The following is a 26,406-nucleotide window of genomic DNA, read 5'->3' as shown; positions in this document are numbered from 1 at the left end:
CCACTGGCTCGCCAGTGGCCCACCCCACCAGCTAGCCAACCCTTGTTTACCTTCCGTTTACCAGTGCGGGGGACTCTGGACAGACACCGGGAATAGCGTCTCACGCGGGTCGCACCGACCCCGTCCTGTTGTTACTGATCCCCGGAAGGGACAACTGTGAAACTGAAGCGTCTTGGCGTTCCCGTGGCACTCCTCGCCGCCGCCGCCATCTCCCTCACCGCTTGTGCGTCGAACGAGGGCAGCACCCCGGCGACCACCACGGCCAAGCCGTCGAACCTGTCCGGCACGCTCAACGGCATCGGCTCGTCGGCTCAGGGTGCCGCCCAGACCGTCTGGATCGCGGGCTTCCAGCAGGCCAACCCCAAGGTCACCGTCAACTACGACCCGCAGGGCTCCGGCGCAGGCCGCAAGAGCTTCATCTCGGGCGCTGCCGACTTCGCCGGCTCTGACGCCGCCCTCAACGACGCCGAGCTCGGCGGCACCTTCGCCGGCTGCGCGCCGAGCAGCAAGGGCATCGACCTCCCGGTCTACATCTCCCCGATCGCCATCGCGTACAACGTGGACGGCGTGAAGGACCTCAAACTCGACGCCGACACGATCGCCGGCATCTTCTCGGGCAAGATCACCGCCTGGGACGACGCCAAGATCAAGAGCCAGAACTCGGGCGCCACGCTCCCGTCGGCTCCGATCACGGTCGTTCACCGCTCCGACGACTCGGGCACCACGCAGAACTTCACCGACTACCTCGCTGCGAACGCTCCGTCGGTCTGGACGGCTCCGGCCTCGCAGACCTTCCCGTTCCAGGTCGGTGACGCCGCCAAGGGCACCTCGGGTGTCGCGGACGCCACGAAGAACGCGAAGAACTCGATCACCTACATCGACGAGTCGGGCTCCGCTGGTCTCTCGATCGCGCAGCTGAAGGTCGGAGACACCTACAACAAGATCAGCGCCGACGGCGCGGCCGCCGTGGTCGCCGCCTCGCCGATCGCCTCGGGTCGTGGGACGAACGACCTGGCCATCCAGATCAACCGCAAGGACAGCTCCAAGGGTGCCTGGCCGCTTGTCCTCGTCTCGTACGTCGTCGCCTGCCAGGAGTACAAGGACGCTGCCAAGGCGGGCCTCGTGAAGGGCTACGTCGACTACGTCATCAGCAGCGACGCTCAGAAGGCCGCTTCGGAGCAGGCCGGCTCGGCCCCGCTGTCGAACGACCTGTCCTCCAAGGTCAGCAAGGCCGTCGCCAGCATCAAGTAACACCCCGGCCGCTCGGCCTGGACCGCACCACGGTCCAGGCCGAGCGGCGCATCACCCTCACCCTCCGGGGAACCCGATGAGAGAAAGCAACGAATGACCGCCGGAACCGCAGGAGCCATCAGGCCGAAGGCGAAGATCCGCCTCGGCGACCGCGTCTTCTCCACCAGCACCGTCGTCGCAGGGTCGCTGATTCTCGCCACCCTCGCCGCCGTCGCGCTCTTCCTCATCATCCAGAGCATTCCGGCTCTGTTCGCCGGCGCGGGCCAGCTACCCAACAACGCGACCAACTTCTGGTCGTGGGTGTGGCCGCTCGTCTTCGGCACCATCTGGGCGGCCTTCATCGCGCTCCTCATCGCGACACCGCTGTCGATCGGGATCGCGCTCTTCATCTCGCACTACGCCCCGCGACGCGTGGCGCAGACCCTCGGCTACATCATCGACCTGCTCGCGGCGGTCCCGTCGGTCGTCTTCGGCCTGTGGGGCATCGCGACGCTCTCGTCGTTCGTCCAGCCCTTCTACGCCTGGCTCGGCCAGTACTTCGGCTGGATCCCCTTCTTCGCTCCGCCCGTCTCCGGCACCGGCCGCACCATTCTGACCGCCGCCATCGTGCTCGCTGTCATGGTCATCCCGATCATGACGGCCATCTGCCGCGAGATCTTCCTGCAGACCCCGCGCCTCCACGAGGAGGCCGCGCTCGCGCTCGGCGCGACCAAGTGGGAGATGGTCCGCATGGCGGTCCTCCCCTTCGCCCGCAGCGGCATCGTCTCGGCCATGATGCTCGGCCTCGGCCGCGCTCTCGGCGAGACGCTCGCGATCGCGATGGTGCTGTCGCCCGCACTGATCGTGAAGTTCGCGGTGCTGCAGGCGCAGAGCCCGAACACGATCGCCGCGAACATCGCGCTGCAGTTCCCGGAGGCCACGGGCGTCGGCGTCAACGCTCTCATCGCCTCCGGCCTGGTGCTGTTCGTGGTGACCCTCCTGATCAACATGCTCGCCCGTTACATCGTCAGCCGCCGCGCGGCCTTCTCTGGAGCGAACTGATGGCCGCCACCACAACGACCGCGACCGCGGCCCCGCGCCCGCTCGCCAACTCCTACACCGCAGGCAAGTTGCCCCGCTGGTCGCCTTGGGCGATGCTCGTGGCCTCCTGGATCATCCTCGGCGCCGTCTTCGCGATGCTCGCCGCCAGCGGAGCCACCAAGGGCTTCAATATCGTCGGCGCGATCTTCTTCGGAACCGTGCTCTTCGACGTCGCCATCTACTCGACCTCGCTCCTGGTCGAGGGCGGCCGCAAGGCGAAGGACCGCCTGGTCACCTCGCTCGTGGCGACGGCCTTCATCATCGCGCTGCTGCCGCTGATCTCGCTCGGCTGGACTGTCATCGCCCAGGGCCTCGCCCGCTTCGATGTCGCGTTCTTCTCGGAGTCGATGCGCAACGTCATCGGCGAGGGCGGCGGTGCGCTGCACGCCATCGTGGGCACCCTGATCATCACGGCGCTGACCGCGATCATCTCCGTGCCGATCGGCCTGCTCACCTCGATCTATCTGGTCGAGTACGGTCGCGGCACGCTCGCGCGTGCCATCACGTTCCTCGTGGACGTGATGACGGGCATCCCGTCGATCGTCGCCGGTCTGTTCGCGTACGCACTGTTCGCGCTGGTCTTCGGGCCGGCCATCCGCAACGGCTTCATGGGCGCCATCGCCCTTTCGGTGCTGATGATCCCGGTGGTGGTGCGCTCCAGCGAGGAGATCCTGCGGATCGTCCCCAACGAGCTGCGGGAGGCCTCCCTCGCCCTGGGCGTGCCCAAGTGGCTGACCGTGGTCAAGGTCGTGCTGCCGACGTCCCTCGCGGGCCTCGTCACCGGCGTCATGCTTGCGATCGCCCGCGTGATCGGCGAGACCGCGCCGCTGCTGATCGTCGCCGGGTTCACGACGAGCATGAACTACGACCCGTTCAACGACCGCATGATGACTCTCCCGGTGTTCGTGTACACGCAGTACACGCAGGCTGCAGGCCTCCACGCGCAGGCCTCCATCGACCGCGCCTGGACCGGCGCGCTGGCCCTGATCATCATCGTCATGCTGCTGAACCTCATCGGCCGCATCATCGCCAAGGCCTTCGCCCCCAAGTACGGCCGCTGATCGCGACCTCCACCGTCTCACCCGAAGAACGCAGACAAGGAAAAACGTGTCCAAGCGCATCGAAGTCAACGACCTGAACGTCTACTACGGCAAGTTCCGTGCCGTGGAGGGTGTGTCGCTCACCATCGAGCCCCGCACCGTGACGGCGTTCATCGGGCCGTCCGGCTGCGGCAAGTCCACCTTCCTCCGCACGCTGAACCGCATGCACGAGGTCATCCCCGGTGCCTACGTGGAGGGCGAGGTGCTGATCGACGGCAACAACCTCTACGGCGCCGGCGTCGATCCGGTGCTGGTGCGCCGTCAGGTCGGCATGGTCTTCCAGCGGCCGAACCCGTTCCCGACGATGAGCATCCGGGACAACGTTCTCGCCGGCGTCAAGCTCAACAACCGCCGCATGTCGAAGAGCGAGAGCGACGACCTGGTGGAGAAGTCGCTGCAGGGCGCCAACCTCTGGAACGAGGTGAAGGACCGCCTGAGCCTCCCCGGCTCGGGCCTGTCGGGCGGCCAGCAGCAGCGTCTGTGCATCGCCCGCGCGATCGCCGTCTCCCCCGATGTGCTCCTGATGGACGAGCCGTGCTCGGCCCTCGACCCGATCTCGACGCTCGCGATCGAGGACCTCATCGAGGAGCTCAAGAACGACTACACGATCGTGATCGTCACGCACAACATGCAGCAGGCGTCCCGCGTCTCCGACCGCACCGCATTCTTCAACATCGCGGGTACGGGCAAGCCCGGCAAGCTCATCGAGTACAACGACACCAACATGATCTTCTCGAACCCGACGGTCCAGGCCACCGAGGACTACGTCTCCGGCCGCTTCGGTTGATCGACCGCCCGGCATGACGAGAGGCCCCCGGGATGTCCCGTGGGCCTCTCGTCGTATCCGGAAACCTCCGGTCAGGAGGTGATCGCGAGGATCGGCGGCGTCGTCGGTTTCTGCGAGCCTCCGTCCGGCTCGACCGTCATGCCGACCGTGACTCCCGGCGTCATCTCGCCTTTGAGCACCCGCCAGGAGTGCACCGCGCCGGTCGAGTCCATGGTGCCGGCCGGCGTGGCGGTGCCATCGTGGATGTACCAGAGCTCGTAGGTCTTGTCGTCGGCGAGCTTCGGGAGGTCGGTCGCGATCACGGCGGACCGGCCCTGCTGAGCCGACCACACCAGGGTCGCGGTGCCGCCTCCGCTGACGGCGGAGGTCGCGCGCTGAACGTCCGGAGCCGCGTTGATCGCGGCGAGCGCCGTGGCCTGCTCGCGCTGGTAGGAGTCGGTTCCGGCCAGGCCGACACCGACGAACGCCCCGGCGACGAACAGGATGGCGGCAGCGGCCGCCGCGGCGAGGATCGCGCCGGGACGCTGGAACCAGCGGCGGTTGGCGCGGTGCTCGGCGGGCGTCTGAGCGGGAAGCCCGGCCGGCGGCGGCGCAGTGTATTCGGCAGGCGTCGGCGCAGGCTGCTCGGGACGGCCTGCGGCCTCCTGAGCGGTGTCTGCCGGCAGCTGCGGTGTCGAGCCGAGCTTCGCGAACAGCGCCGCCTTCAGCTCGGCGGGAGGCTGCACGGGCTCCGCGGCGGCCCCGAGTTGGGCTGCGACCTCCTCGAACTCGCGCGCCTCCCGCTCGCTCTGGGCGCCGAGGCGTGCACCGAGGCGTTCGGGGTCGACGATTCCACCGTCGTCGTCGGTCATCGTGTCACCCCCAGCTCATCTCGCAGCCGTATCATCGCATCCCGCAACCGGGTTTTGGCTGTGCCGAGGGGGATGCCGAGCTCGGCCGCGATCTCGCTCTGAGTCAGGCCTCCGTAGTACGCGAGGGCGATGGCCTGACGCTGCGCGCCGCTCAGTCTCGCCATCGCCACCTCCACTCTCTCGTGCTCCACCCGCACCTCGACCGTCTCGGCCACCACGTCGAAGTCCGTCGGCAGGTCGCGGATGCCGATGGCGGTGTCGCGGTCGTGGGCGGACTGGGACGCCCGGATGCGGTCGACCGCCCTCCGGTGGGCCATGGTGAGGATCCAGGTGAGTGCTCGACCCTTATTCGGATCGAACCGCGCTGCGGATTGCCAGGCCTCCAGGAAGACCTCCTGGGCGACCTCTTCGGACTGCGCCGCATCGATCAGGAGCCGGCGCACGAGACCGAGTACACGCGCGGCCGTCAGGTCGTAGAAGTCGGAGAACGCACGCTGGTCGCCGCGTGCCGTCGCGAGCAGGAGCGCGTCGAGATCGGGAGGCGAACCGTCGCCCGAGGTGTCGTCCACGTGCTGTTCTCCGCTTCCGGTGCTGCGTTGCTGGTCGGCCTCTGTCGAGAAACGACAGTAGACCTTCTTCGCGGAGACTCGTCCCTCCAGGTACGAAAGAGCCGGACCGCAGAACGCCTCTCGGCGCGAGGCCGCTCGAAGCGGCAAGTATTGGAGCCCGGGGTTACTGCGGTCCGGCTTCGTCCATAGTACAGGAGGCGCGGGATGCGTTCACGGCGTGGCGTTCGCCGCCCGAGAACGGGAACCGGGAATACCGGCTCAGTCGAGCGAGTCGGTGCGCCAGAGCCGGGCGCACGCCGTCAGCTCCTCCGCCGTACGGGTGAACCGGAGGGCCCGCGTGGTGAGCTCGCTCGCTCGCTCGGGGTCGATCGGGTCGCGGTCGTCGGCGACGGAAAGGCAGCCGGCGGCCGTCACCCGGCAGAACGCGGCGGCCCGATCGAGCGCGACGGCGAAGTCGCCCTCGAACACACCACGGAGGATGCGGTCGGCGAGCTCGGTGACCTCCCCCGGCCCGGCCGGCGTGGGAGCCCCGGCGACCACGGGATCGATCGACGCGATCACCTCGGTGCCGCGCTGGTAGAGCAGCGCGGTGCCGTCGGCGTCCTGCCGGATCAGCAACCGCAGCAGGTAGATGCGCCAGAGCGCGCCCGGCAGGCTCTTGGCGTTCGACCGAGACCACAGCTCGGCGATCGCGTCGATGCCGTGCTCGTCGGTGTAAGCGACGAGTCGATCCACGATGTCGGGGTCGGGATCCTCCCGCACGCGCGCGAGCAGCGCCTGCGCGGTCTCGTGGGCGACCTTGCTGATCTGCGCCGGGTCGTCCCCACCGAGGAACGCCTCGAAGATCCGCCCGGGGAACAGAGTCGGCTTGTGATAGCGGTCAGGCATCCCCCCATTCTGCCCCGGCACAGGGAGGTTCGGAATCCACGCTAGATTAGAAGGCGAGGGCCTCTAGCTCAGTCGGTAGAGCATCGGACTTTTAATCCGCGGGTCGTGGGTTCGAGCCCCACGGGGCCCACTCAGTGAATCACAGGGATACACGCCCATCGGCGGCCGATTCGGAAGCCGCGATTTCGGGATTTGCCTGCTCATTGTGCACGACTTCTGGAGAGCCACGATGGTTCACCCTCCGAGGCCTGAAGCGAGACGTGGATCGACTCCTTCGCGCAAGTGAGGATTCTGCACCAAGAGCGACGCCGAGCTGTTCCCGGCGTCGCTAAGCTCCGGCGAAGGTCGCGGCGATGATGTCCCGGCCGCCGGCGCCGGCGGAAACGCGTCCTCGGGTGATCGAGACGTACCTCTGCGGCCGGCTCGGCTTCGCGCTTGCGCGGGATGCTCCCCTTCGGCTTCACCCCGGACTCTGATCCGCGCTCAACCGACTTCTTGGTGGGTTGAATTCGTTGCAGGGGCGATCGAGCCGATAAGTTTCTGCTGGAGCTGACCGGCTAGCTACAACGCCGTCCCGGCTCTCCAGATGAGAGCAAACGGTCGCCATAGGCGACCACGAGTCGGCAAGGGCGTCTGAGTGGATCTGTCGGAGCTTCTCGCGGGACTTGCCATCATCGCCCTAATGGTCGCCTACGTCTTGATCATGCCCCGGGCGCGCCGATTCGACCGCAGGGTCGCTGATCGACGAGAGGCGCAGGGCAAGCCGCGGTCGATAGTGCCTCCGTGGATCATCGTCGTCGCTTGCATTGGCATGATCATCGGCGGCGCAGCACTAATGCACGGGTAGATCCGCTCGAGCAGTTTCAGGTCCCGGTCCCGAATCTTTTGGTCCGCCCCGACGCCCGATAATGGCGCGTCGGGAGACCGTGTCAAGGGCGCTACGCGTCGCTCCGCGATGCAGCGGAGCTGCACCATTGACTCGGTCGCTCAACGCGCGAGGATCCTTGGGCGGACGGACGCAATCGTGACATTGGGACTCAGTCGGTGGGTAGAACGACCCCGAGAGAGGAACACTCGGTTGCAACAGGGAGGTAGGCGTCCCAGTACGCGTTCTTCTCGGAGTCCGTAGCGGAGGGTCCCGGAAGCTGCGTCTGAGACAGCGTGGACACGGCGGTGTCCAAGCCCGCGAACGACGACGATAGCTTGGCAGCCACCGCAGCCGCTTGGCCGGCGCTATCCAACGCCGCCGACCACGCATCAGCGCTCAGAATGTTCCCGTCGCTGTCCAGCGCCGATGTCAGCGCCCTGCAGGCCTGCTCGGCGTTCTGTCGCGCGATCGCCGTGGAATCTTCGGATGGCGTCGGCGCTGGCGTGAGGGTGACACTGGGTGTATCCCTCTCGATGGGCGTCGGCGTGGTCGAGGCGACGACCGCCGGTTGCTGCAGATGAGCGCTCAGTGCGAACGCTACCCCTCCGCTGGAGACCGCCACCGCTGCGACGACGAGCGCAACAATCAAAGCCCGTCGGCCGCCTCGGCCGCTCGCGCTGCTAGTCCTGGCATGTTCCACGATGGCCGCTCGCCAGGCTTCGTTGCGTCGCTCGTCGAACCGGACTTTGTCATTCATCGGTCACCAACTTCCATCGAGATGATCGTGTTGGTCGGGGCGACGAGTGCGGAGAGCCGAGCCTTTGCGCGGAACAGTCGCGACTTCACAGTGCCGGTTGGGATATTCAGAACGGCTGCAGCGTCCGCCGTGCTGAGCTCCTCCATCACGCACAGGGACAGGACGTCCTGATCGCGACGAGGTAACCGTGCGAGAGCCTCCCGCAACGCCGCCAGCTGTGGGTGAGAATCAAGTCGGTCGTCGACCGCGTTGCTGTGATCCGGGCTGTCCTCTGGAAAGGGCAGAGTCGAGAGGGTGTGGCGATATCTGCGGATCGACCGCGACAGATTCCGGCTGACATTGTTCGCCGTTAGAAGCAACCACCCGATCACCGAGCCGTCGACTTCGGTTAGAGCTTCTCGCCGACGCCACGCCTCGAGGAAGACCATGCCGGTGACGTCCTCTGCGTCGTGCACCGACCGTGTCATCCGGAGTGCTTGCCGAAACACCCGGTCACGGTGGAGGTCGAACAGTTCCCCGAACGCTTGGGGATCGCCGCGGCGTGCACGAGCAAGCATCGCTGGCTCGCCACTCTCATCGGATCTCACATTCAGATAATGTCCGAAGCCCGGAAACGGTTCCAAAACCGTAAGACCGCGCGCCTGGGCTCGGTGGAATAGCTGCCGATGGCTGGCTTCGCTCTGGTGAGAAGCGAACCGGGCCAAAGCTTCGGTAGAGAGCGACGAGGCAATGAAAAGGTAACCCGAAACCAACAAGAGCAAATCCCAACGGAGACAGAAGCCAGAGAGAGATAGATGAGACCAGGGCCAAGCGAGATAGATGCCAAGGAAGGAGAAGGGAGCCAAGAGCGACGGCCAACTCCGCGAATTCAGGGCTACTCAGTTCGATTCTGAGGGTCGGCGCTCTGCGTATTGAGCGCCCCCGGGCGCCGCAGTCGCCGTGCTCGCATGATCAACACGGCCACCCACGCGTAAGTCCCGACGACGAATACCCAGAACACCGCAACCACGGCGAAGAGCGCCCAGGCGCTTTGCCTCTCCGAGGAGATCGCCGCGATCAGGAGGCCGGCGAACGCCGCTGTAAGGAGGGCGACCGCAAAGACCCGTAGTGCGATCAGGCTGGCGATGCTTCGCCTCATCAACGGACGCGCCACAGTCCGGTCCCATCGGTCCCACTTATGCGGGTCGCTCACGATGTGAACGCTACTACCCCCTCTGCCCTGCACCACATCCGAACCGTCGACTGGATCCGAAAGGGTCAATGAGCATCGGTGGTACGATATCTTGTACCACTTGGAGGAATCATGGCCATCACAGCAAGCGAGGCTCGCGCCGACCTCTTCGGCCTCATCGAGCGTGTCAACCTCGACCAGACCGAAGTCGAGATCACGTCCAAGCGCGGTTCGGCCGTCCTGATGTCGAAGGACGAGTACGACTCGCTGCTCGAGACCACCTACCTCCTGCGCTCCCCCAAGAACGCGCGCCGCCTCATCGACGCCATCGAAAGCGCCCGTTCGGGAGACATCACCGAGCACGACCTGACCAGTGAGTGACCGCAAGCTCGCCTGGACCGCCGGCGGCTGGGAGGACTACCTCTACTGGCAGGGCCAGGACCGGCGCACGCTCAAGCGGATCAACCTCCTGATCGACGACATCCTGCGCGGCGACCCGTTCGAGGGCGTCGGCAAACCGGAACCGCTCAAACATGCACTGGCTGGGGCGTGGTCTCGACGCATAGACGAAGCCAACCGGCTCGTGTATCTGGTCGACGACGCCTACGTGGTAGTGCTGCAAGCGCGCTACCACTACTGACGGCCTGCTCGCGCTTCTCGCGAATCGCGGAGCCCTCTATGCTCCGACTGTGGCAAGCGATGACAAGTTCTCCCTGATCCGGATATTTCCCGACTACGCCGACAGTGTGATCTGGTTCATCGTTGGCCCCCTCTCCTATGAAGAATCGGGGGTGAGCACGACGCTGCGCCAATCCATGGAAGCGTGGGAAACGCACTACTACGAGACGATGGATACCGACTTCACCTGGCGGTCACGGGAAGATCAGAACTATCACGCAGAGGAAGGGTGTCGCCTTGCTGAGCGCCTCTCCGTCGAAGTGGGGCGAGCTTTCGAAGTCGAGTATTTCGACCAGCGCGATCGAAAGCTCCGGGTTAGGTCCGACAAGCCCACTACGAACGAAGCTGCCGAAGCCGCGTTTACACGAGTGGGCGCATGGCACAGAAGTCGCTTCGAACGGATCGAAGCCGAAGCCGAGACCGGGGCCAGCTTCGGGTGGTTCGCCAGTCACCCAAACGACGAAGCCGAGCAGTGACCCGGCGCAGGCAGTCGAGGGCGATCCGTTCCTTTCTCCCTGCCGCTTCCTGCCACCCGGCCGCAAACTTTGGCGACGCCAGCTTCATCGAGTTCGCTCAGGAGAGGCCGCCAAGGCAAAATAGGCCTGCCGAAGTCCGCGACCGAGACCAATCCCAATGCCAAATCCGATCGCTGGCGCTACAGAGATGATCGCGATGGGCGCGGCAAAAACGAAAATGCCTATGGCGGCACCGATATCGCTGTTGGGCTGCGGCGACTCTGCCATGCCAACGCCTGCGATCACCGGTATGGCCAAAGCGACGACGAGCGAGCCCGCGAACCAACAGCTGAAGCGTACGAACGGCCCGGTCGAGACAAGTCCGAGCGACACACCGCACGCCCCAGTGAAAGCGCAAAGCCCCCAAGCGATGAGTTGCAGCCCGGTTGCGGTGTCTACTGATCCGACAGTTGACTCGTCCAGCAGCGCCGCTGTCTGCGCGCCCGCCGCGACAACGCCGACAGCCCACGCCGCGGTGATCCATGCGGCCAAGACCGACTTCGCGCGAAGCCGAGGCAATGCAGTCGTGCGGCTCGAAATCGTTACGTCCGGGATGTCCATCGAGGATCACGGTAGGCGCACCATGCGCCGTGGCGAGTCATCCGCAAGATGGATATCGCGGCGGCGCATCGACGAAGAGAATCGTCTTCTATGATCCGGTCGACGACGCCTGCCGGCGAGCCGCTAGACGCCAGCCCAAAGGAGCTCATCGGCTTCCTTGCGAAGCGCCCACACCCGGCGAGCGATCGACTCGTATTGCTCGATCGACCCGGCCAGCTCTGGAGTGAACCACGATTGAAAGATCTCGTGGATAGCCACCTGCAGCCCTCGCTCGGACTCGATTCCGAGGAGCTCTGCGGCGATCTCCCTCGCCTCCGGGGTGTACTCCCCCACATTGTCCGGGCCGCCGATTCCGATCGGATCATCGAGACCGATGATCGCCTCGATCTCTGCCGTCAGGTCTCGTGCCATGTCCCGAAGTTAGTACGCAAGACACCTGTCCGTTCGATCCGTGCCCACAATTTGCCCACACCTGTATGAGATCACCTGAGGTTATAGAGATCTCAATGCGCTCCAAAAGCGCGGAATTCCGCGGAATTCCGCGGATTTTCGGACCCGTCGCTCCCCTGGCGCGGGCCACGAGCGGACTTTTAATCCGCGGGTCGTGGGTTCGAGCCCCACGGGTCCCACTCAGTGAATCACGGGTTCGGGATTTGCCCGCACGTTGCCCACGACTTCTGGAGAGCGGCTCAACGTGTCTCCATCGGCATCTATGCCGTTGTCGAAGAGGCCTGCTGAGATCGGCCAGCTCGCAGCGATGCCGCGCTTGTCGGTCTGCGGATCATGGCCTGACGTATCCGTTCGCTTGCCCAATGGCTATGCAGTCTTGGGCGGACTGACAGGCCACGCCATTCAACGTTCCACTTTTGATACCGGGCGGAAGTGCGGGACCTGTCGCCTTCCATGAGTTGTCTACGTAGACCTCGACCAACGGAAACGAAGTGCCATCGGTAGAGTTGCCCTCGTATCCGCCCACAGCCGCACAAAAGGACGCGGACGTGCAGGCGACCGTTTGAGGATTTCCGAGCATCAAGGGCCTATCGCCGGGATACGCGTTCGTGGTCGATACTCCCGATGGCGTGCCCGTGCCGAGGTATCCACCACCGTCCTCGGGCGCCGCTCCGCTGAATGCACAGAGCTGCGAAGAACAGCCCAACGCATAGAACCGAGTCGCGTTCGGGAGATCGCGGACGGAAGTCGACCCATCCGAACCGAGCGTCACCAGGGCATTGCCCTCGTCCTTTTGAGCCAGCGCCTGGCAAGGGGCGTTGCCGATGCACGAGAGATCGTCGAACGACGAGAGCCCCGGTTCCATCGTCGCTCGCCACCGACCGCCTGTCGACACGGCCGACCACGCGTGCATCGAATCGCCCAGCGCGTTGCTGGCGCTGCCGACGATCACGCACGATTCCGGCGAGGTGCAACGGAGCTGGACCGCTTGCGACCCGTAGCCAGGTGGGAGGCCGAGCTCGGGACCCGGCACCGTCATCCAACGCTCCCCGTCAAACCGGACAAGCTCGAACGCGTCCCGCTCGAAGGACCCACCTGTCTGGAACCATATGCTGACCGCCGCCATGCAGCCCCTGGCTGACCAACAGGACAGCGCGACGCCGCCTTGCTCGTCCGGCCCGGACGCCACTTCGTCCGCCGTCTTGGCCGCGCCGGAGATGGGTATCTCGACGGCAGGGCCGGACTCATGATCGAATCCCGTGGAGGAGAAATGCCAGACGTGCTTGGCGTCCTGGAACTCTGCGATCGCGAGGCACGCGCGACGAACGCAGTCGACCGCCGCGACGTTGGATAGCGAATCGCTCGCTGGTTCGGTACCGATGGGCAGAGGGGCAGTTTCTGGCACCCAGCTGTCACCGTGCCGCTCAACAAGGAGCGGTCGATAGCCCCCGTCGGCAGCTGTGTCACTTCCGTATGCGACGCAGTCGCCGTCAGGTGGGCACACGACGCCGTTGAACGTGGCACTGCGCGCGTTGTCGCCTGAAGGGACTGGACTGTTCGAGTCCCAGAGGACCGAGATCGCCGCCGGTGTTGGTGCGAGCGGAAGACTCGCGCATCCCGCGAGGGTCGCGACGACAATCGCGACGGCGGCGGGAACCGCCAAAGTCCATCGCGCATGGCGCGGCGTCACCCGGGAGGACGGGCCGGCAGCCCGGTCGTGTCCCAACGATCTCTGCACGTGTTCTCCATCCCGAACGATTCGGTTCACGCTAATGGGCGGCCCGGGCGCGCGCTGGCGTTTCGAGCCAAAATCATCCTCTGGAATGAGAGCGGCGAGCGGACGCGAGGACCCGGACGAGATGGGCAAGAGACGAGGTCGATGATGAGACACCAGAACCAAGGAGACCAAGGATGGAATGCAAGCCATCGCGAAAGCAGATCCGGGCCCGTGTCGGTGGATGGGTGGGCTCGCGCGAGATCAGTGCGTCTACTTACAGGCCCATTGGCTGATCGCGTACGACGCGGTGACGTGTCCACTCGGGTAGGGCTTGAATTCATTGAGACACATTTCCACGCCGTTCGCATAATCGCAGCCGCTTGTATCCTCAGGCTGGATTGCAAAGCGCAAGACATCTGTCGCGCCTGGCTGCATGACCCGATCGCCTGTGCCGCACTTCCAGGTGATCGCATGGTGGGTGTCGTTCGTGACCGTGAGATTCAGACCCTTGATCGTGAAGCCTTCCCACCAGGGCTGCAGAATAAGGCCGAGAACTACCACCAGAATCATCGCGACCACAATCACGCCACCGGTAATGCGGCGTCGACTCTGATGCGTTGAGGACCGGGCCCCTGCTTTGGATTCCATCAGTGCTGCTCCCCCGGTCTGACGACGCGCTGCGCTCGCGCCGCCGAGCGCACCGTTCGCAGCTTCAGCGTCAGGCAGATCCACGCTACGTCGAGACCAATCAACAAGACGAGGCTGGCGTTCGCGACGATCCACAGGCCGACGCTATTCGGCAAAAGCATCGACGGATCGAAACCGTGGGTCGCCTCCGAACGATCAACCGCCCACTCGTCTGCAACGGCCCACAAGCCGTAGAACGCGCCCACAGCGATGTTCACAGCGACGAGCAGTACTGACATCCAAAGGCGAAGCGAGCGCGTGGACTCGAGCGTCGGCTGCGCGGCCGAACGGTGCGTCGAGTTCGACATCGTTTCTCCTCACGTGGTGACTGAGACTACCCAGCCGGAGGTGCGCCGCAATCCTCCGCGAGTTGTACGTGCCGACCGGCGTAATCTTCGAACCGTTCGCTTGATGCCGCGGACCAGCTCGCTGCGCGGCACGACGCGCATGTCATCGCCACGCCCATCGATCTTTGCGGTAATCGACTCCGGCCGAGTCGACGGCGAATCGATCGCCCACGTTCGAACGAGACGAGTACCACGACGACGGCCGCCCGTCACCCCATGTGCGAACTGATGAAGATGATGGCGTAGAACAAGAAGCCGACGGTGCCGATGATCATGCCCGCGATGGCCAGACCGCGTCCGCGGGCCTGGCCGAGCCGCGCGGCCCGGAATCCACGCGAGGAGATCACGGCGCCGATCGCTCCGATGAAGCCGAACACGAAGAGGCTCACGCACGAGATCACGAAACCCCAGATGGCCTGCTGACTGAACGGCAGCGGCCGGGCCTGCGGCGGTACGGGCGGCCCTGGCGGGATCGGTTGAATCGGCTGGCTCGGCTGCTGGTACGCGGGCAGCTCAGGGTCGTCCATGGCGTCTCCTCCTCGCCGCGGCATCGGAGGCGGCTGGCATGACTGTAGCGGGGATCGGCTCCTTCAGGCGCCGGAAGCGGTCGTGTCGTCGGCCGCCGTCCTCAGAAAGGAGAAATGCCTCGATTTCTCCTGTTTCAGCGCTGAGGGAGGAGTTCGTCGTGCGTGTCTGACGACATCTCCTTCACGCGAGGCGCTCCCCTACCCGCCGCTGCAGCACGAGCAGGCCGGCCGCCGCGACGAGCGCCAGCACAGCAGGGACCACGAAGACCGCCGGCAGTCCCACCGCGCCGGCCCCGAGTCCGCCGAGGAGGCCTCCGAGCGCCGAGCTGAGGGCCGGAGCGCTGATGAAGATCGCGGACGCCGTGGCGATCGCGGTCGGCAGGAGGCGCTGAGCCACGATGATGCCGAGGCCGGCGAAGACGCCCCAGACGCCGCCCATCAGGATCTGGCCGAGGAACAGGCCGACGGCGGTTCCGGTCGTCGCGAAGAGCACGTTCGCGCCGACGCCGAACAGCGCGCCGACGACCATGAGCGGGAGCATCCCGGTTCGGCGCGCGACGACCACCGCGACGGGCATGAGTGCGAGCTCCACGAGCGGCTGGATGCCGATGATCGCGCCGCTGAGCGCCGCCGGCAAGTGCAATTGGGCGTCCATGTAGATCGGCAGGTACGCGTACTTGATGGGCTCTCCGGCGTAGACGAGGATGTAGAGCCCGGTGAAGGCCAGGAGCGCAGCCATCGCCCGCAGCGGCACATGCGCAGGTGAGGGCCCGTCGTGGTGAGGTTCGCCGTTCGGCGCCGTAGTCGCCACCCGCTCGCGCAGAGTCCCGAGCGGGAGGATCTGAGCGAGCGTGCAGACCGCCGTCGCGACGAGCATCGTCCGTGCACCGGCCTGCGCCGCGAGGTAGGCGCCGGCGACCGGGCCGATGACCCAGCCGAACGTCAGCGCCATCCGCACGATCGACACGACGCCGTCTGCGGCGGGCGTCGGGGAGGCGGCGAGCTCGTCGTGGATCGCCGCGAACAGCTGGGAGGTCGCCGCGCCGGCGAAGCCGAGCACGACCGCGCTGATCACGAACGGCATCCACAGTTCGGTGGAGAAGGCGATCGCGAGCCAGCCGACGAACCCGACCGCCGCGCAGATCCGGAACAGGCCGAGCCTGCGGCCGGTCCGGTCGGAGCGACGCCCGATCAGGTAGCCGGCGATCGGCGCGGTCAGGTTCGTGAGGTAGTAGAGACCTGCTGTGGTGAGCGAGCTGCCGAGGTCGTCGACCAGGAACCGCGCGATCTGCGGCGCGGCCGCCGAGAACCCGAGACCCGAAAGGAACAGCGCGATCGTCGCACCGCGGTAGAGCGGGCTGCGGAGGACGACCCGCACGGCGGAGGGCGCCCGGGTGAGCTGGTCGGTCATTGAATCGGGTCCCCATCGAGCGAGATCAAAAAACCATAAATTGGTCGGTTTTGCGATGCTAGTCCGGTAGGAACCCGCGCGCAACACAGCGACCTGCCGTCACGGTCTGTCGGGCGGGGGAATCGCCGACCGTGACGGCAGGTGGTTGTGGCAGGTGGTCTGCAGCCGAGGCTCAGGCCACCGGACCCTGTGCCAGCGTGACGCCGGCAGTGTGGGAGGCGCCGGACGCGTCCGTCCAGGTGACGCTGACGGTGTCGCCGGGGGCGTGCGCGCCCAGCGCGGTCGTCAGGGCTGACGCCGAGTCGATCGCGGTGCCGTCCACGGCGGTGATCGTGTCGCCGGCAGTGAGCCCGGCGGCCGCGGCGGGGCTGCCGTCGATGACGCCGGCGATCGTCGCACCGGAGCTCGCCACACCCGTCGCGTCGTTCGCCGAGTCGACCTCCACGCCGAGGAACGCGGGGTAGCCGATGGTCACGGTCGACGAGCCCTGGCCCGACTCGATCTGACCCGCGATGGTCAGCGCCGTCGCGATCGGGATGGCGTAGCCCGCGGTGGTCGCTCCGCCTTGCTCTGCGGCGGTGTCGATGCCGATCACCTGGTCGGACGCGTTGAAGAGCGGGCCGCCGGAGTCTCCGGCCTGGATGTCGGCGTCCGTCTCGATGAGGCCGCTCAATGTCTCGGAGGCAGCCGTCTGCTCGGCCTGCGTCGTGATGGTCTGGTCGAGCGCCGTGATCGTGCCGGGCGACGCGGAGGGCGTCCCTCCGGTGCCGCCGGCGTCGCCGACCCCCGTGACCGACTCGCCGACGGTCGCGTCGGACGCGGTGTCGAGGGCGGCGGTGCTGAGGCCGGAGGCGTTGCTCAGCTGCAGCACGGCGATGTCGTCCGTGGCGTCGGTGCCGACCACGGTGGCGGTGTACTGGGCGCCGGTCGCGACGACCGTCACGCTGATGCTGGTCGCGCCCTCGACCACGTGGTTGTTGGTGAGGATCTCGCCGCTGGAGGTCAGGACCAGCCCGGTGCCGGCACTCTCCGCCTGCGCGTACGTCAGCTGGGAGGTGATGTCGACGACGCCGACCTCCTGGGCGGAGGTCGCGCTCGCCAGCGAGGAGGTCCCGGACGAGTTGGAGGAACCGGTGCCGTTGCTGCCCGAGCCGCCGCCGTATCCATAGCCTCCGTAGCCTCCGGACCCATACCCGTAGCCGTAGCTGTTCTGACCGAGCGCCGCGTGAATGCTCGCGGTGGAGGAGGTGGAGGCCGGCGCCGCAGTCGCACTGCTCGCCGCGAGGCCGAATGCCGCTCCGATCGCCGCGGTCGCGGCGACCGCCGTCGACAGCACGATAACGCGTCGGGCTCTGCGGTGCCGGGCGCCTGGCCGCGGCTCCGCGGGCGGCACCGCGCCCTGGTCGTTCGTAGCGGTGGGAACCCCGTCAACGGTGTCCATGGCTGTCGTCCTCTCGGCTGCTCTCGACGCTCGGCTGTCGCGCTCGATGGCCACAGCACACCGCAGCCGAGTGAGAGACCCTCATGCACGACCTATGCCCTGGCCGGGAGAAACCCAGGGTTCGCTGTGAACGCGAGCGTGCTGCCCGAGCGGCCGCGGAGCATCCTCGCCTACGTCGTCGCCTCTCCCGAAGGGCCGCCCACCGCATAGTCGAACTGCCCCGCGTAGTGGAACCACTCGCCGAGCAGCGGGCTCCGGAGGCGCACGTCGATGCTCCGTCGTCCGCCGACGACCGACTCGGTGACGGTGACGCCAGCGAGTCGCGGCAGCCGCAGCCGGAGCGGCCCCAGGTGCAGCCACTGCCGCTCCGAGCGCATCAGTAGGCGCTCCCCCTCCACGGCGACGAGCATCCGCACCTCGAACCCGCCCCGCCGGCCCATGACGTCATGGAGGTGGCCGTCGACGACACGGAGGGTGTCCTCCAGCAGGCGGTCGCCGGACGGGAACCGGAACGTCCGCACCGCGTGCAGCCCGCCGTCCGCGGTGGGGGTGTTCACGATCCGGAACGGCACGTGCGTCCCGAACTCGGGGAACAGCACGCGCTGCCGCGCGAGCACCCGCAACAGCGGCCGCAGCAGCCGCCGGGTGCAGCCGGCCGACGCGAACACGCCGTCGCCGACGCCGATCGCCGCTTCGCCTGTGAAGCCCGCGCGCAACAGCGCGGGCAGCCGGTCGAGTTCCTCGCCGAGGACGCGTTCATAGACCGAACAGCTCACACGCGGCTCTCGTGACGCACCGGCTTCAACCGCTCCGGCGCGTCGGTCGCCTCCGGGAAGGTGCACCGGAACTCCCCGTCGTAGCCGAAGAGGAAGCCGAAGACCGCGTTGTGGACCTCCATGCGGATCCGGTACACGTCCGCGTCCTCGTCGAACCACTCGTGCAGCCGGGCGCGCCCGCTGAAGAGCATCGGGAACCGGAAGGCGACCAACGGTCCTTCGTAGAACCGCTGCGCTCCCGACTCCAGGTGCAGGGATCCGTCGTCGCCGACGCGCAGGTCGAGGTCGACCGCCAGGTGCTGGTGCGTGCCGAGGTAGTCGACCACGCGTCCGTCGTGGAGGATCATGGTCGCGTCGAAACGGCTGGGCCGGCGCCGCACGCGGTATTCGCGCACGAACGTCACCGTCTCGCGCCCGAGCGGATCGCGGTACGGGAAGTTCTCGATGGTGAACGGTACGTCCTCGCCGACGTCGGCGATCAGGATGTTGCGGAGCCGCCCGATCTGGAGGAACGGGACCACCCACCAGGGGCCGCGCCGGATGCGCGACATCACGCCGGCTCCCACGCACGCGTACCCCGCCTCCAGGCCCACGCCGAACCGCTTCTGCATCATCGGCGACAACCGGGCGAAGTCCTCCCCCAGCGCCTCGGCGAAGATGGAGGTCACGGCGCCTCCAGCGTCTCGAGCGTTGCGGGGGCGCGATCCGCGCCGCGCGCGTACCGAGGGACGCGCAGACACCGGGAGGCGCGCGGGCGTCCCCGGCGCCAGAACTGCAGCACCGACCAGAGCGGCCACCGCTCCGGCGGAGTGCCGGTCTCGGCCCAGATCCGCAGCCGGTCGAAGCTCCAGGCGGTCATCCACCCGATCAGCGGGCGCAGCACCAGCGCATCCAGCGGCCTCCCCCAGCCGGGTTCGTAGTCGTAACCGGTGATGAAGGTGGTGCCGGATTCGGTGGGAAGGTAGCGCCAGTAGCCGCGCCCCTCCCCCAGCGGCGAGAGCCGATCGCTCGTCGTGAACCGCAGTGCGGAGGTGCGCGTGCCGTCCGGCCGGCTGCGCTCCCCGAGGGAGGTGCCGGTGCCGACGATCGTGTGGAGGGGCAGCCTCCGCTCGTACCGGAACCGGTAACCGCCGCTCGCCAGCCGGTCGGTGGGGACGATCGAGCTGAACCGCAGATCCCAGCGCGGATGCACCGAAGGGTCCTGGGTCAGCTCCCAGAGCTCGTCGAGGGCGCAGCGGATGTCGATCTCGACATAGACACGGCCTGTCCGCATCCCTTCATCCTGGCCAAGGCGGGCACGCGCACGCAGGCCCCCGATAGGAGGCCAGAACTCGTCGGTGCGGCCCACTAGCATGAGCAGACCACAACGACGCCACGGGGGAAACATGCATCATCGGAGTCGCTCGGCCGCGCTCGCCGCCGTCACGATCCTCACCATCGCCGCGCTCGCAGGCTGCGCGACGGCACAAGCCGATCCGACCTCGACGCAACAGGCCTCCGCCACACCGAGCCCGAGCCCGACGGCCTCCGAGACACCTGCCGCAACCGTCAACGTCCCGACGCAGCCCGGCACCTGGCTCATCGACTTCGACTCGTTCGCCGGCGTCCGTGTCGGCGAGCCGATCGCACCCTTCGCCCAGTCCGCCGGTCTTGCACCCCAAGAGGACACGGTGGACTGCCCTCCGGGTTTCTCCTACACGCACCCGATCGACGGTGAGCAGGAGAACATCCTGTCCGCTTCGTTCATGGAAGCGGAGAGCCGCGGTACCGCGAAGCCCTCTCCCACCCTCACGCTCGGCATGGTGTTCAGTCGTCACTCCTCCGGGCACGTGCAGCCCGATTCGCCGCGGACCGCGGCGGGCATCCAGGTGGGGTCGACGGAGGCGGCACTCCTTTCCGCCTATCCCGACCTGCAGAAGGGCACGTCCAAGTACGACGACTCCGTCGGCGCCAAGACGTACTTCCTCGGTCCTCAGAACGGCCGCTACCTTGTGTTCAACGTGCGTCCGACGCCGGACGGCTCCGCCACTACGGTCAACACCATCCAGACGTCGAGCTACCCGTCGATCGTCGACGTCTGCGACTGATCGCTGCGCAGCCGTCGGGTGACCGACGCGCTCACGCGACCCCGGTCACCCGCCCCCGCTCGAGCACGTAGCCGACCGCGACGGCACCGGCGATGCACAGCATGATCGGCGCGAGCATGTCCGGACCCTGGTTGGTGAACTCCATCACGAGCAGCAGCGCCGTGAGTGGCGCCCGCATGCTCACGGCCAGGAACGCCGCTGCTCCGAGGAGGGCGAACGCCGCGAGGGGTTCGCCCGGCCAGACGAGCTGCCAGACCCCGCCGAGCGCGAGGCCCGCACCGGCTCCGATGGCCAGCGCCGGGGTGAGCGTTCCACCGGCGGCGCCCGCACCGATGGTCCCCACGGTCGCAGCGGTCTTGACCAGCGTGATCACCAGGATGACCACGACGGGCAGCGACGCCGACAGCGCCAGCTGCCCGAGCGACCTCCCGTTGCCCAGGATCGCCGGCAGCCAGAGGGAGGCCACTCCGACCGCCGCGAACACGAGAGGCATCACGATCAGGATCCCCCACGACTTCGGCCGGTGGTTCTGGGCCAGCCGGGTGAGCCGCACGAAGCCGACCGCGGCGAAGCCGATGATCGGCCCCGCCACGATCGCCCAGACGACGATCTGCGGGCGCAGGGGAATCTGCTCCACGAGGTAGAGCGGATTCGCCGGCACCACCAGGCGGGCCACCAGCGCCGCGATCGCCGACGTCGCGAGCGCGGGCAGGACCGTGGCGAAGCTGATCTCGGCGAGCAGGATCTCGATCGCGAAGACCGCGCCGCCGAACGGGACGTTGTAGACGGCGGCGAGGCCGGCGCCGGCGCCGCAGGCGACCAGGATGCGGCGCTCGCGCGCGCTCACCCCGGCGCGGTCGGAGAGCCATGACGCCCACCACGCCGCGACCTCCCGGGGCGCGACCTCGCGTCCGATGGAGGCGCCGAGGCCCACGATGACCACCTGGAGAGCGGCGTTCAGCATGGTGACGAGTGCGGGCATCCGCTTGCCGCCGACCGCGGCCTCCACCGACACCACCGCGTGGTCGGCGCGTCGCCGCCCCCAGGCGCGGAGGAAGTACCAGCCGAAACCGCCGACGACACCGGCCACCACGAGGGCGACGACGCGGTTCACCGGAGGCGCGTCGAGCAGGCCTTCGAGGAAGGTGCCCTCCGAGTAGCCGAAGGCCAGGTGCTGGATGCTGTGGAGCCCCAGGTAGACGAGACCGCCGCCGACGCCCGCGCCGATGCCGACGAGCGCGGTCACGACGACGAGCCGGATCAGCCAGCCGGTCGTGGTGGGTCCGGGCTGACGACGGGCGGTGGGCACGGAATCAGGCTATCGTCCGCCGCGGCAGCGCGTCACGGTGTGGCGGCGCGTCACGGCGCGGCGAGCGCGCCGACCGTCAGCAGGTCGACGGTCGTCGTCGTGCACGCCGTCACGTTGCCGTCCTTGACGAACAGCGACTCGGTCGACCCGGGCGGGTAGACGCGGAACCCGTCGGCCTTCTGCGGTTTGCAGTCGCCCTCCGGGTAGTTCATGGCCTGGACGATCTTCAGCGGCGCCTGCGCGGTGCCGCCGGGCTGGAGCACGACCGTCGCGTGCGGAGTGCTCCGGTCGAACTGCGCCGGGTTGCCGAGCTGCGTGCCGTTGCCGTTGCCGACGAACGAGACGCCGGGCCAGCCCTGCAGCGAGCACTGGCCCGATCCGTTGTTCGTGAGAACGAGGGTGACCTCCACGCTGCCCGCGGCGCCGCCTCCGCCCTGGCCGATGCTGCCGGTCAGATCGGAGGTCGCGCACTGCCCCTCGATGGGCTGCGACGTGCTGGTTCCCGTCGGGCGAGGGGTGGACGATCCGCTGTTCGTCGGCGAGTCCGACGACGCGGGCGACGCGGACGGACCTCCGCCGGCGGCGCAGCCTGCGACGCCCACGGCGAGCGCGGCGGCCAGCGCGAGCGTGACGACGGTTCGAGCGAGAGCGGGTCTGGTGGTCGCGGACATGCCCTATTGTCAGCACGTCGCACCCGCGGCCCGCACGACGGCGCGCCGCCCTCCCGGCAGATGCCCTGGCAGGATGGACCTATGAAAGCGCTCGGACAATGGCTCGCCCAGTGGTGGACGGTCTTCGTGCCGGTCGTCGGGATCATCGTGCTCGTCGCGTTCTGGACGGTCGAGCTGCAACCGGTCGCGGTCGCAGTGATCGCGGTCGTGCTCGCCGGAACGGTGCTGGCGGCGGTGCAGCACGCGGAGGTCGTGGCCCACCGGGTCGGCGAGCCGTTCGGCTCGCTCGTGCTCGCGGTGGCCGTCACGATCATCGAGGTCGCGCTGATCGTCACGCTCATGACGACGGGCAAAGACAGCGCCACGCTCGCGCGCGACACCGTCTTCTCCGCGGTGATGATCACGATGAACGGCATCGTGGGCCTCAGCCTGCTGCTGAGCGCGTCCCGCCGCGAGACCACGACGTTCAACGCGCAGGGCAGCGGGGCGGCCCTCGGCACGGTCACGGCGATGGCGACACTGACGATGGTGCTGCCGACGTTCACGGTGGCGACGCCCGGCCCCGAGTTCTCACCCAGCCAGCTCACCTTCGCGGCGATCGCGTCGGTGCTGCTGTACGGGATGTTCGTGTTCACGCAGACGTTCGCGCACCGCGACTTCTTCCTGCCGGTGTCGCCCAAGGGCACGCCGCAGACGGAGGACGTCCACGCCGACGCCCCGTCGACCCGTACCGCGCTCATCAGCGTCGGCCTGCTCCTGGTCGCGCTGGTCGCCGTGGTGGGGCTCGCCAAGCTCGAGTCGACCCCGATCGAGCGCGCGGTGACCGGGATCGGACTCCCGCAGTCGTTCGTCGGCGTGATCATCGCGCTGCTGGTGCTGCTTCCGGAGGGCATCGCCGCATCGAAGGCGGCGCGCCACAACCGCATGCAGACCAGCCTCAACCTCGCCCTCGGGTCGGCGATCGCGAGCATCGGCCTCACGATTCCGGCGATCGCGGTCGCGTCGATCTGGCTGCCTGGCCCTCTGCACCTGGGCCTCGGCGCCAGTCAGATCGTGCTGCTGATGCTGACGGTCGTGATCAGCATTCTGACGATCATGCCGGGCCAAGCGGCTCGCATCAAGGGCGGCATCCACCTGATCGTCTTCGCGGCGTTCATCTTCCTGTCGATCGCGCCGTGAGCGTGGCGACGACGCCCTAGGCCGCGTGCGGCCGACGGCCTAGGGTGGCGCCATGAGCGAGCGCGACCCCCGAGTGGATGAATATCTGGCGGGCCTGCCGTCGTGGCAGCAGGAGGTCTTCGGCGAGCTGCGGGACATCCTCCACGAGGCCGACCCGGCGATCGAGGAGACGATCAAGCGCTCCGTGCAGCCGTACTTCGTTCTGGACGGCACCGTCGCCGCGTTCCTGGCGGCCAAAGACCACGTCAACCTGTTCGTCTACGACGGCGGCATCGTGCCGGATCCGAGTGGGCTCGTCACCGCGGGCCACGACAACGCGACGGCCCGGACGATCGGCTTCCGGGAGGGCGACCCGATCGACCGTGAGGCGCTCCTGGTCTTCCTGCGCAGGCTCATCGCCGACAACCGGGCGGGCGGCTGGCGCAAGCTCACCGGCCGGCGCTGACCGCCGCATCCCACAGCTGCTCGGCCGCAAGCCGGGCGGCGAGAGGGGTCCCTCCGCAGAGCGCGGCACTCGCCGACGCACCATCGAACAGGAGCGTCAGCTGCACCGCGAGCACGTGCGCCGATGCCGCGCCCGCCGCTTCGGCCTGGCGCTGGAAGTATGCGGTCAGCTCGCCCTTGAAGTGCTGAGCGACCAGAGCGGCCGGGTGGTCGCGATCCCGGAGCTCGGTCGCGACGTTCACGAAGGGGCAGCCGAAGAAGTCGCCGGCCTCCGCGGCCCGGTGGAGGGCGTCGTACACGTGCAGCACGCGCTCGCGCGGTGAGCGCTCATCGTCTTCGGCGCTGAAGTAGCCGGCGACCACGCGCGGCCCGTACTCCCGGAGCATGTCGGCGACGATCGCGTCCTTGCTCTCGAAGTGCTGGTAGATGGAGCGCTTGGAGACCTGGGCCTCCTGGGCGAGGCGGTCGACGCCGACCGCGTTCACGCCCTCCCGGATGAAGAGCCTCGCGGCGGCGTCGAGCACCCGCTCCCGCGGTCGCGGCCGCGCAGAGGTCGTCGTGGTCATGCCGACGATTCTACGGGTGCGGTTGCGCAAAGTAAACCGATCTGTGTACATTGTCGGAAACAGATCGGTTTACTTTTGGAGGACCCCATGACAGATCTCACCGGACGCGTCGCCCTCGTCACCGGCGCCAACCGCGGCTTGGGCGCCGCCTTCGTCTCCGAGCTCCTCGAGCGCGGCGCAGCGAAGGTGTACGCCGCGGCCCGCCGTCCCGAGTCGGTGACGGTCACCGACCCGCGCGTGGTCCCGCTCGAACTCGACGTCACCGACGCCGAGAGCATCCGCCGCGCCGCCGAGACCGCGAGCGACGTCACGGTGCTCGTCAACAACGCGGGGATCGGCGTGAACCAGTCGCTCGTGACCGGCGACCTCGAGCAGATCCACCGCGAGTTCGACACCAACTTCTGGGGACCAGTGCTGGTGACCCGCGCGTTCGCCCCGGCGATCGCCGGCAACGGCGGCGGAGCGATCGTGAACATGCACTCCGCGCTCAGCTGGTACGCGATCGGCTCGTACAGCGCGACCAAGGCCGCGCTCTGGTCGGCGAGCAACTCGGCACGTGTCGAACTGGCTCCGCAGGGCATCCAGGTCGTGGGCGTCCACGTCGGCTACGTCGACACCGAGATGGCGGCGGACGCCGACGGCTACAAGGTTCCGCCGGCCCAGGTGGTCGCCGAGGCGCTCGACACGGTCGCCGCGGGAGGCGCCGAGGCGATCGTCGGCGAGACCGCGCAGCGCGTGAAGTCCGTGCTGCACGAGGACGTGCGCGCCCTCTACCCCCAGCTGGCCAGGTAGGAGTCGCCCGCGAAGCCCTTCGGGCGGATTCCCCACTGCGCCGTCCAGGTCTCGTCAGGCTCCAGCCAGCGCAGGCCCTGACCGGTGTTGAGCGCGTTCGCCGGGGCCGTCATCGGCTCCACGGCGAGCGCGACCTCCCCCGCCTCCTTCGTGGCGAAGGCCCGGTGGGTGAACAGCTGCACGTACGCGAACGACGCGTCGCCCCACAGCGTGACGGTCCGGCCGTCGGCGGCCGCCAGGGTGTGCTCGACGGGCGAGCGGAGGTCGCCGAAACCGTCGTTCACGTCGAGCTCGGCGACGATCCGGCCGCCGGACAGGTCGTACGGGGTGCCTGCGACCGGTGTCTCGCCGACGACGTTCAGGCGGTCGTCCGTCTCGAACCGCGTGCCGGCGTGCACGGTCAGCGTCAGCTGCGTCGGCGGCACGTCGCCGATGCGCAGATAGGGGTGCGCGCCGATCGCGACGGGCGCGCTGCGATCGCTGCGGTTGGTGACCGTGTGCGTCACGGTCAGGCCCTCGGTGTCGAGCTCGTGCGTCACCGTGGTGTCGAGCACGAAGGGGTAGCCCGACTCGGGGTAGATCGACGCGGCCTGCGTGACCGCGGAGTCGGAGCGCTCGACCAGCACGTACGGGCGGAACCGCAGCAGGCCGTGCGAGGCGTTCCCGAGCGCCGGCTCGGTGATCGCGAGCCGCTGCGGGACGCCGTCCAGCTCCCACACGGCGTCCTTCACCCGGTTGGGCCACGGCATCAGCACGATGCCGTCGGCCGAGGGCGGCGTGGAATCGTCCGGGAACGGCTCGACGAGATCCGCGCCTCCATAGCGGAGAGTGCGGATCCCGGCCGCGACTTGGGTGATCGTGGCGGTCAGATCGCCGAACTCGAGCTCGTACTGGTCTCCGGTCGGTGCGCGCATGCTGACAGGGTA

32 protein-coding genes and 2 tRNA genes are annotated in these 26,406 nt (G+C 67.8%); 13 read left to right on the top strand and 21 right to left on the bottom strand.

Annotated features, from left to right (window positions below; all coding sequences use genetic code 11):
* The first annotated feature begins 156 nt into the window (after nucleotides 1-156).
* From pstS to pstB, 4 genes are all read left to right on the top strand, one after another.
* Complete coding sequence (gene pstS / locus ASF88_RS03640; protein WP_055914325.1) at nucleotides 157-1,251, top strand: phosphate ABC transporter substrate-binding protein PstS; 1,095 nt, start codon at nucleotides 157-159, stop codon at nucleotides 1,249-1,251.
* 93 nt (nucleotides 1,252-1,344) lie between these two features.
* Complete coding sequence (gene pstC, locus ASF88_RS03635) at nucleotides 1,345-2,292, top strand: phosphate ABC transporter permease subunit PstC (RefSeq protein ID WP_055914322.1); 948 nt, start codon at nucleotides 1,345-1,347, stop codon at nucleotides 2,290-2,292.
* Nucleotides 2,292-3,392: a phosphate ABC transporter permease PstA gene (gene pstA, locus ASF88_RS03630; protein WP_055914319.1), complete on the top strand. Its 1,101-nt coding sequence runs from the start codon at nucleotides 2,292-2,294 to the stop codon at nucleotides 3,390-3,392. The genes pstC and pstA overlap by 1 nt, the downstream gene beginning before the upstream one ends.
* A 46-nt stretch (nucleotides 3,393-3,438) precedes the next feature.
* Complete coding sequence (gene pstB, locus ASF88_RS03625) at nucleotides 3,439-4,218, top strand: phosphate ABC transporter ATP-binding protein PstB (protein ID WP_055914316.1); 780 nt, start codon at nucleotides 3,439-3,441, stop codon at nucleotides 4,216-4,218.
* 71 nt (nucleotides 4,219-4,289) lie between these two features.
* Here pstB and ASF88_RS03620 read toward each other — a convergent pair whose 3' ends face one another.
* From ASF88_RS03620 to ASF88_RS03610, 3 genes are all read right to left on the bottom strand, one after another.
* Entirely contained in the window at nucleotides 4,290-5,069 is a 780-nt protein-coding gene (locus ASF88_RS03620; RefSeq protein WP_055914313.1) for an anti-sigma factor, read from the bottom strand.
* Nucleotides 5,066-5,638 carry an ECF RNA polymerase sigma factor SigK gene (gene sigK / locus ASF88_RS03615; protein WP_055914310.1) on the bottom strand — a complete coding sequence of 191 codons (573 nt, stop codon included), beginning with the start codon at nucleotides 5,636-5,638 and terminating at the stop codon, nucleotides 5,066-5,068. The genes ASF88_RS03620 and sigK overlap by 4 nt, the downstream gene beginning before the upstream one ends.
* Nucleotides 5,639-5,896: 258 nt before the next feature.
* The gene (locus tag ASF88_RS03610) at nucleotides 5,897-6,526 is read right to left on the bottom strand and encodes a hypothetical protein (protein ID WP_055914306.1); all 630 of its coding nucleotides are present in this window, start codon (nucleotides 6,524-6,526) and stop codon (nucleotides 5,897-5,899) included.
* A gap of 57 nt (nucleotides 6,527-6,583) precedes the next feature.
* On the opposite strand from ASF88_RS03610, the gene ASF88_RS03605 reads away from it, so the two are divergent.
* Nucleotides 6,584-6,656, top strand: a tRNA-Lys gene (locus ASF88_RS03605).
* A gap of 907 nt (nucleotides 6,657-7,563) precedes the next feature.
* On the opposite strand, the gene ASF88_RS03595 is transcribed toward ASF88_RS03605, so the two are convergent.
* The 3 genes from ASF88_RS03595 to ASF88_RS03585 form a co-directional block, all read right to left on the bottom strand.
* Complete coding sequence (locus ASF88_RS03595; RefSeq protein WP_157498191.1) at nucleotides 7,564-8,151, bottom strand: hypothetical protein; 588 nt, start codon at nucleotides 8,149-8,151, stop codon at nucleotides 7,564-7,566.
* Nucleotides 8,148-8,738: an RNA polymerase sigma factor gene (locus ASF88_RS03590; protein WP_082518730.1), complete on the bottom strand. Its 591-nt coding sequence runs from the start codon at nucleotides 8,736-8,738 to the stop codon at nucleotides 8,148-8,150. Before ASF88_RS03590 ends, ASF88_RS03595 begins: the two co-directional genes overlap by 4 nt.
* A gap of 287 nt (nucleotides 8,739-9,025) precedes the next feature.
* Nucleotides 9,026-9,343 carry a hypothetical protein gene (locus ASF88_RS03585; RefSeq protein ID WP_157498189.1) on the bottom strand — a complete coding sequence of 106 codons (318 nt, stop codon included), beginning with the start codon at nucleotides 9,341-9,343 and terminating at the stop codon, nucleotides 9,026-9,028.
* A 111-nt stretch (nucleotides 9,344-9,454) separates the two neighbouring features.
* Between ASF88_RS03585 and ASF88_RS03580 the strand changes: the two genes are divergently transcribed.
* From ASF88_RS03580 to ASF88_RS03570, 3 genes are read left to right on the top strand one after another with little or no spacing between them, the layout of a single operon-like run.
* The gene (locus ASF88_RS03580) at nucleotides 9,455-9,703 is read left to right on the top strand and encodes a type II toxin-antitoxin system Phd/YefM family antitoxin (RefSeq protein ID WP_055914293.1); all 249 of its coding nucleotides are present in this window, start codon (nucleotides 9,455-9,457) and stop codon (nucleotides 9,701-9,703) included.
* Nucleotides 9,696-9,962, top strand: a complete 267-nt coding sequence (locus ASF88_RS03575) for a Txe/YoeB family addiction module toxin (protein WP_055914290.1) — start codon at nucleotides 9,696-9,698, stop codon at nucleotides 9,960-9,962. The genes ASF88_RS03580 and ASF88_RS03575 overlap by 8 nt, the downstream gene beginning before the upstream one ends.
* Nucleotides 9,963-10,011: 49 nt before the next feature.
* Nucleotides 10,012-10,476 carry a hypothetical protein gene (locus ASF88_RS03570; protein ID WP_055914287.1) on the top strand — a complete coding sequence of 155 codons (465 nt, stop codon included), beginning with the start codon at nucleotides 10,012-10,014 and terminating at the stop codon, nucleotides 10,474-10,476.
* Between the two features lie 84 nt (nucleotides 10,477-10,560).
* Here the strand turns inward: ASF88_RS03570 and ASF88_RS20260 are convergent, their stop codons facing one another.
* The gene (locus ASF88_RS20260; RefSeq protein ID WP_157498187.1) at nucleotides 10,561-11,076 is read right to left on the bottom strand and encodes a hypothetical protein; all 516 of its coding nucleotides are present in this window, start codon (nucleotides 11,074-11,076) and stop codon (nucleotides 10,561-10,563) included.
* 123 nt (nucleotides 11,077-11,199) lie between these two features.
* Entirely contained in the window at nucleotides 11,200-11,487 is a 288-nt protein-coding gene (locus ASF88_RS03565; protein ID WP_055914285.1) for a hypothetical protein, read from the bottom strand.
* A gap of 140 nt (nucleotides 11,488-11,627) precedes the next feature.
* Here ASF88_RS03565 and ASF88_RS03560 point away from each other — a divergent pair.
* A tRNA-Lys gene (locus ASF88_RS03560) sits at nucleotides 11,628-11,704 on the top strand.
* Nucleotides 11,705-11,857: 153 nt separating this feature from the next.
* Here the strand turns inward: ASF88_RS03560 and ASF88_RS20255 are convergent.
* From ASF88_RS20255 to ASF88_RS03520, 9 genes are all read right to left on the bottom strand, one after another.
* Nucleotides 11,858-12,931: a hypothetical protein gene (locus ASF88_RS20255; RefSeq protein WP_157498185.1), complete on the bottom strand. Its 1,074-nt coding sequence runs from the start codon at nucleotides 12,929-12,931 to the stop codon at nucleotides 11,858-11,860.
* 582 nt (nucleotides 12,932-13,513) lie between these two features.
* Nucleotides 13,514-13,891, bottom strand: a complete 378-nt coding sequence (locus ASF88_RS03555) for a hypothetical protein (RefSeq protein WP_157498183.1) — start codon at nucleotides 13,889-13,891, stop codon at nucleotides 13,514-13,516.
* The gene (locus ASF88_RS03550) at nucleotides 13,891-14,238 is read right to left on the bottom strand and encodes a hypothetical protein (RefSeq protein ID WP_055914279.1); all 348 of its coding nucleotides are present in this window, start codon (nucleotides 14,236-14,238) and stop codon (nucleotides 13,891-13,893) included. Before ASF88_RS03550 ends, ASF88_RS03555 begins: the two co-directional genes overlap by 1 nt.
* A gap of 248 nt (nucleotides 14,239-14,486) precedes the next feature.
* Entirely contained in the window at nucleotides 14,487-14,804 is a 318-nt protein-coding gene (locus tag ASF88_RS03545; protein WP_235493260.1) for a DUF4190 domain-containing protein, read from the bottom strand.
* 181 nt (nucleotides 14,805-14,985) lie between these two features.
* The gene (locus tag ASF88_RS03540; RefSeq protein ID WP_055914277.1) at nucleotides 14,986-16,215 is read right to left on the bottom strand and encodes an MFS transporter; all 1,230 of its coding nucleotides are present in this window, start codon (nucleotides 16,213-16,215) and stop codon (nucleotides 14,986-14,988) included.
* A 172-nt stretch (nucleotides 16,216-16,387) separates the two neighbouring features.
* On the bottom strand, nucleotides 16,388-17,656 hold the full coding sequence (locus ASF88_RS03535; protein WP_082518729.1) for a S1C family serine protease: 1,269 nt from the start codon (nucleotides 17,654-17,656) through the stop codon (nucleotides 16,388-16,390).
* A gap of 170 nt (nucleotides 17,657-17,826) precedes the next feature.
* Entirely contained in the window at nucleotides 17,827-18,432 is a 606-nt protein-coding gene (locus ASF88_RS03530) for a DUF4166 domain-containing protein (protein ID WP_055914270.1), read from the bottom strand.
* Nucleotides 18,429-19,100 (bottom strand): DUF4166 domain-containing protein, encoded by a 672-nt coding sequence (locus tag ASF88_RS03525; RefSeq protein ID WP_055914267.1) that lies wholly within the window; start codon nucleotides 19,098-19,100, stop codon nucleotides 18,429-18,431. Before ASF88_RS03525 ends, ASF88_RS03530 begins: the two co-directional genes overlap by 4 nt.
* Nucleotides 19,097-19,705, bottom strand: a complete 609-nt coding sequence (locus ASF88_RS03520; protein WP_055914264.1) for an SRPBCC family protein — start codon at nucleotides 19,703-19,705, stop codon at nucleotides 19,097-19,099. The genes ASF88_RS03525 and ASF88_RS03520 overlap by 4 nt, the downstream gene beginning before the upstream one ends.
* A 112-nt stretch (nucleotides 19,706-19,817) precedes the next feature.
* Here ASF88_RS03520 and ASF88_RS03515 point away from each other — a divergent pair, with 112 nt between their 5' ends.
* The gene (locus ASF88_RS03515; RefSeq protein ID WP_055914262.1) at nucleotides 19,818-20,519 is read left to right on the top strand and encodes a hypothetical protein; all 702 of its coding nucleotides are present in this window, start codon (nucleotides 19,818-19,820) and stop codon (nucleotides 20,517-20,519) included.
* 31 nt (nucleotides 20,520-20,550) lie between these two features.
* Here the strand turns inward: ASF88_RS03515 and ASF88_RS03510 are convergent, their stop codons facing one another.
* Nucleotides 20,551-21,828 (bottom strand): chloride channel protein, encoded by a 1,278-nt coding sequence (locus ASF88_RS03510; protein WP_235493258.1) that lies wholly within the window; start codon nucleotides 21,826-21,828, stop codon nucleotides 20,551-20,553.
* Nucleotides 21,829-21,878: 50 nt separating this feature from the next.
* Nucleotides 21,879-22,499: a DUF4232 domain-containing protein gene (locus ASF88_RS03505; protein WP_055914259.1), complete on the bottom strand. Its 621-nt coding sequence runs from the start codon at nucleotides 22,497-22,499 to the stop codon at nucleotides 21,879-21,881.
* Between the two features lie 81 nt (nucleotides 22,500-22,580).
* On the opposite strand from ASF88_RS03505, the gene ASF88_RS03500 reads away from it, so the two are divergent.
* Both ASF88_RS03500 and ASF88_RS03495 read left to right on the top strand, forming a co-directional pair.
* A complete protein-coding gene (locus ASF88_RS03500) occupies nucleotides 22,581-23,678 on the top strand; it encodes a calcium:proton antiporter (protein WP_055914256.1) in 1,098 nt (365 codons plus the stop codon).
* A 52-nt stretch (nucleotides 23,679-23,730) separates the two neighbouring features.
* Entirely contained in the window at nucleotides 23,731-24,123 is a 393-nt protein-coding gene (locus ASF88_RS03495; RefSeq protein ID WP_055914253.1) for a DUF1801 domain-containing protein, read from the top strand.
* On the opposite strand, the gene ASF88_RS03490 is transcribed toward ASF88_RS03495, so the two are convergent.
* Nucleotides 24,107-24,688: a TetR/AcrR family transcriptional regulator gene (locus ASF88_RS03490; RefSeq protein ID WP_055914251.1), complete on the bottom strand. Its 582-nt coding sequence runs from the start codon at nucleotides 24,686-24,688 to the stop codon at nucleotides 24,107-24,109. The two genes, ASF88_RS03495 and ASF88_RS03490, sit on opposite strands and share 17 nt — an antisense overlap.
* Before the next feature lie 87 nt (nucleotides 24,689-24,775).
* Here ASF88_RS03490 and ASF88_RS03485 point away from each other — a divergent pair, with 87 nt between their 5' ends.
* Complete coding sequence (locus ASF88_RS03485; protein WP_055914248.1) at nucleotides 24,776-25,480, top strand: SDR family oxidoreductase; 705 nt, start codon at nucleotides 24,776-24,778, stop codon at nucleotides 25,478-25,480.
* On the opposite strand, the gene ASF88_RS03480 is transcribed toward ASF88_RS03485, so the two are convergent.
* The gene (locus tag ASF88_RS03480; protein ID WP_055914245.1) at nucleotides 25,459-26,394 is read right to left on the bottom strand and encodes an aldose 1-epimerase family protein; all 936 of its coding nucleotides are present in this window, start codon (nucleotides 26,392-26,394) and stop codon (nucleotides 25,459-25,461) included. The two genes, ASF88_RS03485 and ASF88_RS03480, sit on opposite strands and share 22 nt — an antisense overlap.
* Nucleotides 26,395-26,406 lie beyond the last annotated feature (12 nt).

The sequence above is a fragment of the Leifsonia sp. Leaf336 genome (assembly GCF_001423695.1).
GTDB lineage: Bacteria > Actinomycetota > Actinomycetes > Actinomycetales > Microbacteriaceae > Leifsonia.
Note: the sequence above shows the minus strand (reverse complement) of the source record. Positions and strands in the feature narration are given on the sequence as shown.